This is a genomic window from Chitinophaga sp. HK235 (assembly GCF_018255755.1).
Classification (GTDB): domain Bacteria; phylum Bacteroidota; class Bacteroidia; order Chitinophagales; family Chitinophagaceae; genus Chitinophaga.
In genome coordinates this window covers 217825-229682 of the sequence record NZ_CP073766.1, presented here as the reverse complement: position 1 = coordinate 229682, position 11858 = coordinate 217825, and the positions used below count along the sequence as shown (strand labels likewise).

Annotated in this window: 10 protein-coding genes; all 10 read left to right on the top strand. The window is 44.4% G+C overall.

The features are described 5' to 3' along the window. Positions 1-9: 9 nt before the first annotated feature. The 10 genes from KD145_RS00685 to KD145_RS00640 all read left to right on the top strand — a co-directional run bounded on the left by KD145_RS00685 (position 10) and on the right by KD145_RS00640 (position 11857). Complete coding sequence (locus tag KD145_RS00685) at positions 10-846, top strand: TlpA disulfide reductase family protein (RefSeq protein WP_212004011.1); 837 nt, start codon at positions 10-12, stop codon at positions 844-846. Beyond that, on the top strand, positions 776-2656 hold the full coding sequence (locus KD145_RS00680) for an O-antigen ligase (protein ID WP_212004010.1): 1881 nt from the start codon (positions 776-778) through the stop codon (positions 2654-2656). The genes KD145_RS00685 and KD145_RS00680 overlap by 71 nt, the downstream gene beginning before the upstream one ends. Then, entirely contained in the window at positions 2647-5247 is a 2601-nt protein-coding gene (locus KD145_RS00675) for a S9 family peptidase (RefSeq protein WP_212004009.1), read from the top strand. Before KD145_RS00680 ends, KD145_RS00675 begins: the two co-directional genes overlap by 10 nt. A 238-nt stretch (positions 5248-5485) precedes the next feature. Then, positions 5486-6118 (top strand): hydrolase, encoded by a 633-nt coding sequence (locus KD145_RS00670; protein WP_212004008.1) that lies wholly within the window; start codon positions 5486-5488, stop codon positions 6116-6118. 24 nt (positions 6119-6142) lie between these two features. Further along, the gene (locus KD145_RS00665) at positions 6143-7531 is read left to right on the top strand and encodes an alginate export family protein (RefSeq protein ID WP_249219695.1); all 1389 of its coding nucleotides are present in this window, start codon (positions 6143-6145) and stop codon (positions 7529-7531) included. A gap of 12 nt (positions 7532-7543) precedes the next feature. Continuing rightward, positions 7544-8302, top strand: coding sequence for a M17 family peptidase N-terminal domain-containing protein (locus KD145_RS00660; protein WP_249219694.1), 759 nt, complete (start codon positions 7544-7546; stop codon positions 8300-8302). Between the two features lie 11 nt (positions 8303-8313). After that, the gene (locus tag KD145_RS00655; RefSeq protein ID WP_212004007.1) at positions 8314-10209 is read left to right on the top strand and encodes an amidohydrolase; all 1896 of its coding nucleotides are present in this window, start codon (positions 8314-8316) and stop codon (positions 10207-10209) included. An 11-nt stretch (positions 10210-10220) separates the two neighbouring features. Then, entirely contained in the window at positions 10221-10652 is a 432-nt protein-coding gene (locus KD145_RS00650; RefSeq protein ID WP_212004006.1) for a DoxX family protein, read from the top strand. A gap of 10 nt (positions 10653-10662) precedes the next feature. Then, a complete protein-coding gene (locus KD145_RS00645; protein WP_212004005.1) occupies positions 10663-11136 on the top strand; it encodes a Dps family protein in 474 nt (157 codons plus the stop codon). A gap of 25 nt (positions 11137-11161) precedes the next feature. Next, positions 11162-11857 carry a YoaK family protein gene (locus KD145_RS00640; protein WP_212004004.1) on the top strand — a complete coding sequence of 232 codons (696 nt, stop codon included), beginning with the start codon at positions 11162-11164 and terminating at the stop codon, positions 11855-11857. The last annotated feature ends 1 nt before the right edge of the window (position 11858 follow it).

Below are 11858 nucleotides of genomic sequence, written 5' to 3'. Positions count from 1 at the left end.
TATATGCATATGAAGTTATTGAACTATTTTTTACTGTTACTCATGTCATTGCTTTTGTTTTTTGTAACAGCATGGATAGGTAGTTTTAGTCATTCGATGCGTTTCGCAATTGGAGGTATTGTATATGCCATTAGTGTATGGATCATGAGCATAGCCATGAAACGAAATAGGGTGACAAATCTCACAGTATTTATTTTTCTTTTTTCTCCTGTGGCAGTTTTGAGTGTTGTTATACTGGTCAAAAAGAACTTCGGGGAGTTAGCTATACCAAGTACGCTCAATCTTGTTTTGGGTTGTATTGTTGGTTATTACATCGCGAGGATAACACTCCGTAGCAGCATTCTGGTTTTGTTAACTTATTCTGCTTTCAGTGTATTTGCAGCGGGCCCAATATACGCCAAATGGCTACTTAAGGAAAACTATGGTTCCTTCTCACCTCAGGTCCGGGAAGAGGTTCCTGCTTTCCAGCTCCGTGCACAAAACGGATACCTCATTGATACCGGCACAATCAAAAATAAAATAGTTGTATTTGACTTTTGGAACACTGCCTGCGCTGCATGCTATCAAAAGTTCCCCAGACTGGAACAATTCTATCAAAAAATGAAAGAAAACCAGCGTGTTGCCATTTTTTCTGTAAATATTCCTCTAAAGAACGGGCATACAAATCCGGATAAAAATAAACTCCGGTATAGCTTTGAGCAGTTGAGCGCAGAAAACGATTCAATGGCCAGGATTTTCAATGTAGGGCACTATCCCACTGTTATAGTTATCCACGATGGCCACATTGTTTTACGTGGTGACCTGGAGAGTGCCGAGAAGTTGGTTAGTGACCTCCTTGCAGACTGATAATGTTATGGGGATTCAGAGGCTTAGACACATCTTGTTTATACAAAAATTGGCTATTCGGTTTATCCTTGCAGCGATTGTAATGGCCATATTTGTTAAGCTTTTTATACGAGATAATTATTTTTTCGATACCTATAAGGTATCGATAGAGGTGCTAATATTTCTCTTTGGTGTAATTACTTTTTTGGGAAGACGCCCCGATTTAAAGTTCACAGTCGGTGAAATACTACTACTGGTTGTTTTGTTAATTTGCCTGGTTCAGCTTTTATTGTTGGATGGATGGAGGTTTTTTCTGTTCGAGGGAACTGATTTGCTGGCCGTTTTGCTCTTTTACGCCAGTTTACGGGTTCAGTTTGAAAAACATGGTGTTTCAATACTCGGGGATTTCTCGATATGTTGCACGCTAATCCTGAGTATACTCAGTATATTCTGTCTGTACAAAGGGTTGAAACAATATCTGCAGTTTGGACATCTATCCCCGGGAAATCTGTCAGCGTTTGATAATACTGGCCTTTTTGCACTGTTCTTAACGTTGTTAATTCCATTTTGTATCTACAGTATCCAGCTATATATTACGAATACAAGTTGGGTGCTATTTTCTTCACTGGCAGTTTTTTTAACAGTAGTGGTGCTTGTTTTGTTGCAGGCCAGGACAACCTGGGTCTGTTTATTAATGCTGCTTTTGTCATATACGTATTACTTTTTTAAACGTCAGATAACACGGGTTGTCATTCTGAGTGTAGTAGTTGTTATTACGGCCTTTATTGTTAATAAACTACAGGATTTTAAAAAGGAATCCAGCAAGGGGCGGGCATTCATATATCTTACATCCATAGAAATGGCTGCTGATAACTGGCCTTGGGGAGTTGGGTTTAACAGATATCAATCCCAGTATTACCAATATCAGGCGAAAGTCCTTAGAGATCCTCAAAATCGCATTCACATTCAGGCTACCGATACTCCAGCATATGCCTTTAATGAGTACCTTCAGATTGCCTGTGAAATCGGTTGGTGCTCACTCGGCTTAGTCATGCTTTTTATAATATGGTTTATAGCCTGTAATCTTCAAAGTCTGAAGCGAAGAGATTTTGCATCATTTAGCATGTTTCTGGTTTTCAAGGTATTTTTGGTTGCCTCGATATTTTCATATCCCTTACATTATCTGCCCACAGTGCTGATCTTCTTCACATCAGTTGCATTTTTACACTATAATAGTGGCCACAGATGGAGTATTCAACTAAAGGCAGGAATCAGACCACTGGTGATTTCTTTTATTCCCTTTTTGTTATTTTCTTTACTTGTATACAAGAGCAGTATTAGATGGAAAAAGGTGGATTCCCAGCTAATGACAGGCATTAGAACGCTTTCCGAAGTGGATGAGTATGCGATGCTTTACACAACGCTGGCTGTAAATCCGCAGTTTGTTTATGATTATGCGTTACGCTCTTATAAGAGGGAGGATTACCAGCGATGCGTTAATCTGCTTTTACAACTCGAAAATCGCTATTGTAATTGCGAGACACTTTGCTTTAAAGGACTTTCTTATGAGAAGCTGAATGTTTTCCATAAAGCAGCATCCAGTTATCTCACCGCAAATGAAACGGTTCCTGGCCGCCTTACCCCCATGTATCTTTTAATGATGTTAAATAAATCTCTTGGAAACGAAAGCGAAATGGAAAAATGGGCCATCCGGATAGGTCAGTTAGAGATTAAAGTACATAGTGAAAACGCCTACCAGATTAAACATCAGGCAGCATTGGAGCTGTTCCATTTAAAGAAAGGATTGAAAAAAAAAGTTAAATGCCAATAAAAATAGCATCTCTCCTGATAGTTGTACTGCTTGCTGCTGCAAGCTGCAACAAGATAAAGGTTCCCGAAAACAGGCTACCGGACAGCCTTGACAGTGCGACGTTTATAAACAAGTGGCTCATATCAGATCAGTTTGAATTTGATTCAAGCCTGGTCGCCGACCAGCGATATCAGGATACTAACTTTTTGTCAGCAATAGGTTTAAACGAAGATAGTATATCCGAATATATGTATGATAAGTTGCCCGGATTTTTCTCCCGGTCTAAAATTACCATTAAAGCTGACTCGGTGCCTTTTCCACTTATTAAATTCCTAAAGAAGCAGGAAGAAAAGAAACGTGCTGTTAAATACCTTTTTTCCACGCTGGTTTCTTCAAGTGACACCCTGGTGATGCTTTTAGTCAACTCGTCCCAAACACTGAAGATATGGTTAAATGGTTCTTTGGTTTATCGTGGTTCCAGTAAACGGAATCAGCAGAAATTCTATGAGGAATACATTCCGGTTAACTTAAAAAGCGGATTGAACCATCTGCAGGTGAAAGTTGGTGTTCATGACCTCAGTTCTTATCTTACTCACTGGCATTTCGGTGCATATGTTTCAAGCATTGGCTACGCCCGGGATTACTATATCAAAGATTATGCATCGGACTTTATCCACAAGCCAATTCTTGACTCCGGTGACATGCTGCACATTTATCTGGGGCCTTTTGCCTTAGACAGTATGGTACAGTATCAGCTTAAGGATGGAGATGACAAAATAGTTAGTAGTGGATTTATCAATAACTGGAAAACAGTTGCCAATACCGGATCCGCTGCTTTTTCATTGGAGGGTAAACAGAAAAATACTTTCTATACCCTCAAAATAACAACCAGTCGCGGCTCATTGGAGGAAGATTTCTTCTATGGCAATTTTGCAGAATACTATCAGGGAATGAAGAGGGAAACCCAACGGGTTTCACAGCTGATAGGTGATGCGCAGACACGTATCAATATGAATGCTTCAATGAACCGACTGACTTATGTTACTGGCTTTCATATGAATGGGGAATTGCACGATGTGAGATTCTGGGATAGAAACAGAGTTTTCTTTGCTAAAGAATTGAATGATTTTCTCAAACAATTTCGGTCGTCAAATGGCAGGAATTTGATGTACGATTGGTTTTTAAATGGTTTTGTGTCCAAGTTGGATAGTAGTTTGCAATTCTATGGCGTGCATATTTATCATAGCTGGAGAATGGGTACCCGTAAATTACCGCTTTTGATAATCATGCCATTCCCATCCGCCGGTGATATTCCGCTTGAGTCCAGTTGGGCTATTTCAAATTTGGATGAGATGACTGCGACCTGGCATCTTGCAGATAAGTTTGGTTTCGCAGTTATGTGGGTCGATTTGAGAGGACAGCCAGGAACGAATGCGATAGGAACTTATGACTTAATGGAGTCAATTTCCGCAGTAAAGAGACATTACCCCATCGATACCGACAGAATCTTTTTACTTGGCAATAGCGCCAGTGCGACGACCGCATTGCTTAATGCCACCCGTTTACCGGATATTGTGGCCGGATGTGCATTGGTAAATCCTTACATTGGAAGTAATTACATAAGTGAGCAACTCAACCCTGTCAACCTTCTTCAGAATTTATATAAATCTCATGTATTCATTAAAGGGGCTATCAATGACGAAATGGTCCCCATAGATATGGTTAGAAAGTTTTACAGTAATCACTATGGAAAGTTTGGGTCATCACAGCTAAAAGTGGCAAATGAAGGCACACACTTTGTCGCTCCAAAAGATTACTACTATGATGTTTTCTCCTTTTTCTCCACCAGAAAAATGCTAAGAAATAAAGGAAAAATCCTGTTCTCTTCATATTCTGATACCTATGCACAAAAATCCTGGGGGGATTTTCGCATGATTAGTGCTGATGTTAGGGCAGATGTTGATGTTTGTTTTAACAATGGCTCACTGTTTTTGAAAACAAGAAATGTGAAGTGTTTGAGCCTTAATGCCTCTGCTATCCCCACCATCCAATGTCTATCCCATATTATTATTAATGGAAGAAAAGTCAATTCCCCCACCCTGACAGAGGGAAAGTATACTTTCAACATTAGCGATTCAATGGTATCATATAGGCCCAAAATTGATGAGGTATTTGGCCGGCCATTTCTGGTTGTATACGGCGACTCTTCAAAAACATTTGCTGATTCTCTCGCAAAACACTGGAAAAAAAAGTATTACAGTGATTGGCGGATGAAAGCTGACAAACAGGTGTCAGAGGAGGACTTATTGACCTATAATCTGGTTGTCGTAGGCAACGAAAACAATAATAGCCTTATCAGCCGATTAAGAAAGTACTATCCCCTCTCCGTCAAAGCAAATGAAATTAAGGTAGGCACAGACATATTTAAAGGGAAGAATTTGTTGTGTTACTATACATTCAAGAGTCCGTTTGGCAAAAATATAGTAGGGCTTTGGGTGGTAACAGAAAAAGTCAACAGCGTATTGCCGGCAATCGACCTGCCAAACATGAGTTCCGACGATCATCTTATTTTTGAATGCCTCGATGGAGGTTATACACTTATGAAAAACTGATGGTCAGCATAGCGGGTTTTAACCTCAAAGCTGACCACATGTGGTATTAATGGACCGATGTGAAATACCGCTATGATACAGCCCTGCCCGTGACTAAAATAGTCACTTAAACTTCTTCTTTTCATAATTCTACGAAATATCGTAAAATTCATACCATTTAAAACTTCACTTAACAATTGATTATCAATACATTACAAACAGGCATCTGAATTGACTCTACGGGAGAAAAATATTTAAAATGAAACCATCTACCAACTTACTGTCTCCCAACAATCATGCACTGATCCTGATCGATTTTGAAGGCCAAATGGGCTTTGCTACCAAAAGCATTGCTTTAAGCGAACTAAGAACCAACGCTGCCATCATTGCTGGTGCTTCCAGGATATTTAATGTTCCAACCATTGTGACTACTGTAGCAGAAGAATCTTTTTCCGGCCCTGTATTTCCAGAGATCGAAGAATTTTACCCACAGGCTACATCTGGTTACATTGATCGCACCACTATGAATACCTGGGAAGATGAAGCTGCCTACAAAGCTATTGTGGGCAAAGGAAAAAAGAAACTGGTCATGGCCGGTCTGTGGACAGGCGTTTGCATTGTAGGCCCTGCCCTCTCTGCCCTCGAAGAAGGCTATGATGTTTATGTAATCACCGACGCCTGCGGCGATGTGAGTGCAGAAGCACACGAACGCTCTGTTCAAAGAATGGTACATGCCGGTGTAAAACCAGTGACATCTATTCAGTATCTGCTGGAACTCCAGCGTGACTGGGCCCGTCAGGAAACCTATAAGCCTGTTACTGATCTCATGAAAAAATACGGTGGCGCTTATGGTATCGGTATTCACTATGCCCACAATATGCTGAAACACTAAGCCCTCAGTTTAAATCTATTCCAATTGCCAACTAAACGCCTCCCTGGTCTCATTGGGTATGCTGTTCTTATGATCGCTTTGCTGACATCCACCCGGATGAACGGACAAAGCTTCAGGCTGATGCGCTTCGATGAAGACTATTCAAATCTCAGGGACTCCACCAGTGATCTTTACCGGAAAATAAAATACACCCGCTTATCAAAGCGCGGCAGCGCCTATGTTTCATTTGGCGGCTCCGCCAGACTGGAATATGTTGACTTCAACAATGAAGACTGGGGCAGGCTGGGCATTGGACATAACGGCTTTTTGCTGCAACGTTACGACCTGCATGCGGACCTGCATCTGAATAGCAGGTTTCGCATTTTCACGCAGATCAGGAGTGCATGGGAAACCGGAAGAAAGAACGGTGCGCGGCCCATCGATGAAGACAGATTCAATGTACAGAACCTCTTCATCGATGCAGCCATCATCAGAAAAAAAGATCAGGCGCTCATCCTCCGTGCAGGCAGACAGGAACTTGACTACGGCAGCGGAAGGCTGATTTCCGTGAGGGAAGGTCCTAATGTCAGATTGTATTTCGACGGGGCCAAACTCATTTACACCTCTCCCCGCTGGAGTATCGATGGATTTGTGATGATGGCGGACACCATCAACCCAGGTGCATTAGATAACAAATCAAGCAGGGAAATAAACCTCTGGGGAGTATACGGCAAAATGACTGTCCCCACACTTCCGAATATAGATCTCTATTATATCGGCATCAGGCGCGACAGGTCTGTATTTGAAGAAGGAGCCCAAAAAGAATTGCGTCACACCGTCGGCACCAGGGTATGGAGATATCGCAGCGGATTTATTTACAACCTGGAAGCAGCCTGGCAGTTCGGATCTTTCGGCAGTGGCAATATTAATGCATGGACAGCATCTGTGGAAGCCGGTTATCTCTTTGAGCATATCAACGGCAAACCCTCTCTCAATCTAAGAAATGATTATATCTCCGGTGATCGAAAAAAAGGAGACGGAGATCTTCAGTCTTTCAACCCGATCTATCCGAAAGGAGGCTATTTCGGATTCAGTCCGCAGATAGGACCTGTGAACCTGATAGACATTCATCCATATGCAACTATCAATATCGGGAAGAAAATGCTGGCGCAGGCCGATGTGGTCATGAACTGGCGCTACTCCGCACAGGACGGCATTTACAGGCCCAGCGGAACATTCAACCTCCCGGGTTCGGCATCGCTGAAAAAATATATCGGTACAGCTTATCTCGCCAGCATCGTGTACAGCATGAACAACTACACTTCCCTGAACTGCGGCATACAGTATTTCAAGGTGGGTGCCTTTATCAAAGAGGTGGTCCCCACTCCAAAGGACGGACTCTTCATCAACACCAGGCTCAGTTTCAAATTCTAAAAATGATAAATTATGAATAAGGTATTTCACGGTCCGGCCATGAAAAATTATCGCAACGGGATAATGGCTTTCATGAGTATTCCTCTTCTCCTGCTGCATACAGCAGGCTTTGCACAGCAACAAGACACGATCGTAAAAACCACACCGGTAGGCACTTCAAAGATCTGGGGTAAAGTTGATGGTATGGCGATCGAAGGACTTGTACAGGGCCCTTCTTCCGCCAGCGCTCCTTTACAGGTCGCCTGTGTATTTGAGTATACCGAAGGGGATATTTTCAATCCACCGGCATTACCCGCTCAACTGAATGGTATGGTGCATCTTGATCAAGCACTCAAAGGACAGATCACCGCACTGCGAAAGAGTGGAAAGTTCACCGGCCATTATCTTGAAACCTTACTGATCACACCACCTAAAGGCACTTTAAAGGCCACCCGGCTGCTATTGATAGGCCTGGGTGACCGTAACAATTTCAATGCGGATATAATGGTCGCAGTAGGTACTGTAGCACTGCGCGAAGCCGCAAGACTCGGTGTCTCCAGGTTTTCCTTTGCCAGTGATATCAAAGACGCCGGCATCAACTCTCCCACTGCACAGGTAACAGGCAATGTGACTAAAGGTATCATCAACGCATATCGCACACAGCTATACTTACAACACCAACACCTTGCTCCGGCGCAGCCGATCATCAAAGCCACATTGCTCTCTGGCCCCGCTTTTTTTGAAACCTCCGGAGAAGGCATTAAAGAAGCCATCGCTTCCTTTAACCATTAAATACAGTATTCATGAACAAAAAAGCAGATATCGTTCTATATAACGGGAAAGTATACACGGTAGATCCATCCAATCCCCGGGCTACAGCCGTTGCCATTAGCAATGGTAGGTTCGTTGCTGTAGGCGATGATAAAACCATCCTTCAGCAATACGGTGAAGAAGGTACTACACAAATAGACCTGAAGGGGAAGCGCGTCATTCCCGGGTTGATCGATTCCCATATCCACCTTATTCGCGGCGGCCTTAATTACAATCTGGAATTAAGGTGGGACGGCGTTCCTTCTCTTGCGGATGCCCTGAACATGCTGAGAAAACAGGTAGCCATCACCCCCACACCGCAATGGGTAAGAGTGATAGGCGGATGGACAGAACACCAGTTTGCGGAAAAGAGATTGCCCACATTGGAAGAACTGAATGACATTGCACCGGACACGCCCGTTTTCATCATGCATCTTTACGATCGTGCGTTCCTGAACCGTGCCGCCCTTCGTGCGGTGGGATTCACTAAAGATACACCCGCTCCTCCCGGCGGCGTGATTGAAAAGAACAGCAAAGGAGAGCCTACAGGTCTGATCCTGGCCAGCCCTAACGCCATGATCCTGTATTCCACACTGGCAAAGGGGCCCAAACTATCTTACGAATACCAGGTCAACTCTACCCGCCATTTCATGACGGAGCTGAACCGGTTCGGTATCACCAGCGTGATCGATGCCGGTGGCGGGTTCCAGAATTTCCCGGATGACTACCAGGTGATCAATGAACTCAATGAAAAGCAGCAGCTTACCGTACGCATTGCCTATAACCTGTTTACCCAAAGGCCCAAACAGGAACTGGAAGATTTCCGGAACTGGACCAGCACTGTACAACTCCATCAGGGAGATGATATGTACCGGCACAACGGGGCCGGCGAAATGCTGGTATTCTCTGCCGCCGATTTTGAAGACTTCCTGCAACCCAGACCTGATCTTCCGGAAACCATGGAAGAAGAACTGGAAAAGGTAGTTCGCCATCTCGTGGAAAACCGCTGGCCCTTCCGGCTGCATGCTACTTACAATGAAAGCATCACCCGCTTCCTGAATGTCTTTGAAAAAGTGAACAGGGACATCCCATTTAATGGCCTGCACTGGATATTTGACCACGCAGAAACGATTGACGAACGGAATATTGACAGAGTGAAAGCACTCGGCGGTGGTATCGCTATCCAAAGCAGGATGGCATTTCAGGGAGAATATTTTACCGACCGTTATGGAAAAGAAGCAGCAGCACACACGCCTCCGGTAAAACGTATGTTGCAGGCCGGTGTACCTGTTGGCGCAGGCACAGACGCCACCCGTGTCAGCAGCTACAACCCCTGGGTGGCCCTGTACTGGCTGACTGCCGGGAAAACCGTCGGCGGTCAGCAGCTGTATGACGATGCCAATAAACTCAGCAGGGAAACAGCGCTTGAACTGTACACCAAAGGAAGCGCGTGGTTCTCCAGCGAGCAGGACATAAAGGGCTGTATCAAAGCAGGGCAGTTCGCAGATCTCGCCGTACTGGACACCGACTTCTTTGAAGTACCGGAGGAAACTATCAAACAGATTGAATCAGTACTCACCATTGTAGGTGGAAAAATTGTGTATGGAAGCGATGAATTTGCCGGCTTCTCTCCTGCTCCCCTGCCCATTCTTCCTGACTGGTCGCCGGTGAACCAGTTCGGTGGTTATTTTTCCTCCACCAAAAACAACATTGTAAAAACAACAGCAACAGTACATCCGGGTGCAGCCATTACCAGCCAGGTACACAGCTGTGCAGGCAGTTGCCAGGTCCATGGCCATGATCACAACACAGCCAGATTGAGCAATATCCCTGTCAATAACTACAGCGCATTCTGGGGAGTGTTCGGATGTTCCTGTTTTGCTTTCTAAAATCTCTTTTTATGAATGAGATCATCAGCAGTTTACTGTATTCAGATGGCGGAAGTACGCTCAACAATTACGCATTGCTGGCATTCCGCATATTACTCGCCTTTGAACTGTTCCGGGTACACGGGATGAAGAAATTCCGTGTAGAAAACGGGCAAAAGGAACATGTTCCCAATCCCCTGCACCTGCCTGAAAAAATAAACGGACTGGTAGCCACTTTCGCCGATACTGTGGTGCCGTTCCTCATCGCACTGGGACTGGTGACCAGGATCGCCATCCTGCCCACGATCAGCGTGACAGCCATCGGGTATTTTGTGGTACACAGAAAAGATAGCCTGGAAATAAAGGATGTGCCTTACATGTACACCCTGTCGCTTTTGCTGCTGCTGGTACTGGGGCCTGGCCGCTATTCCATCGACGTTCAACTTTTATATCAATTTTTCTAAATTTTAATCCATGCAAGCTAATATCGGAATCAAACAGGAGTATCTCGCAGCCGTGTCCCATTCACTGGGAAAGATCCTCGCAGATGAATTTGTGTTATATACCAAAACACGCAAAGCCCACTGGTGTGTAACCGGCCCTGATTTTCACAACAAACACGTATTCTTTGAAAGTCAGTACCAGCAACTGGAAGAGATCATAGACAACGTCGCAGAACGTATCCGTACACTGGGACATTTCCCGCCTGCCACCCTGAAAGAATTCCTGGCCCTTACCCATCTCACAGAACTGACATGGGAGAAGAATGATGGCATCGGGTTTATCAAAGACCTGCTGCATGATCATGAAAGCATTCTTATTCATCTGCGGGAAAATATCAACAGTTACGCCACCGCATTTCATGACGCCGGCAGCAGTGATTATATAACAGGACTGATGGAAACACATGAGAAAATGGCCTGGATGCTCAGAGCACATCTTGAATAAATCATCCAACAAACCGATAACAGGCATGACAGAACAAAAACACAGCATCAACTGGGTGACCTTTCTGCTGGCATGGGTTGCGGGTTATTGTGACACCGCCACTTTTGTGTCCGGCGATTCGATTTTCTCCGCCCACGTCACCGGGAACTTTATTGTATTCGCTGCACAGGTTTCTTCAGGAAGTACCAGTGCCACAGCCTGGATTAAGCTGATCACCTTTCCGGTATTTGTAATCGCCGTGATGGCCGGAGGCTGGCTGGTGGAAAAATCTCCCAAAAAATACAGGATTTTGCTGATAGAAGGCATAATTTTGACGTTTTGCGGATTAGCAGCGTTTCTTCTTCCCATCTTAACAACATGGGAAGAAAAGCTGGTAACATATCTCATTGTAATGATCACTGTGCTGGGAATGGGCCTGCAGAATGCCTTCGGGAAACTTTTTTCCAAAGAGACGCATGGCCCCACCACCATGATGACAGGCAATGTTACACAGGCAGCACTGGACCTGGGAAATATCATCCGGAAAGGTATTCCGGGAAATGAAATATCCCTGTCTAGTCTATATAAGCAGCTCGTTACCATCGGTGGATTTCTGGCTGGTTGTATCATCGGCGCCCTTCTTTCCCGTTGGGTGGGCCTGAGCGCGATGATGATACCAGGAGTGGCCATCATGGCGTGTTACCTGCAGGGAGAAACCGCTGCACAAAAATCAGAAGGATGAG

Excerpts from the sequence above, each read along its gene's own strand:
- KD145_RS00680 (WP_212004010.1), top strand. The coding sequence starts at position 776 with ATGGCCACATTGTTTTACGTGGTGACCTGGAGAGTGCCGAGAAGTTGG.
- KD145_RS00660 (WP_249219694.1), top strand. The coding sequence starts at position 7,544 with ATGAATAAGGTATTTCACGGTCCGGCCATGAAAAATTATCGCAACGGG.
- KD145_RS00670 (WP_212004008.1), top strand. The coding sequence starts at position 5,486 with ATGAAACCATCTACCAACTTACTGTCTCCCAACAATCATGCACTGATC.
- KD145_RS00645 (WP_212004005.1), top strand. The coding sequence starts at position 10,663 with ATGCAAGCTAATATCGGAATCAAACAGGAGTATCTCGCAGCCGTGTCC.
- KD145_RS00640 (WP_212004004.1), top strand. The coding sequence starts at position 11,162 with ATGACAGAACAAAAACACAGCATCAACTGGGTGACCTTTCTGCTGGCA.
- KD145_RS00685 (WP_212004011.1), top strand. The coding sequence starts at position 10 with ATGAAGTTATTGAACTATTTTTTACTGTTACTCATGTCATTGCTTTTG.
- KD145_RS00655 (WP_212004007.1), top strand. The coding sequence starts at position 8,314 with ATGAACAAAAAAGCAGATATCGTTCTATATAACGGGAAAGTATACACG.
- KD145_RS00675 (WP_212004009.1), top strand. The coding sequence starts at position 2,647 with ATGCCAATAAAAATAGCATCTCTCCTGATAGTTGTACTGCTTGCTGCT.
- KD145_RS00650 (WP_212004006.1), top strand. The coding sequence starts at position 10,221 with ATGAATGAGATCATCAGCAGTTTACTGTATTCAGATGGCGGAAGTACG.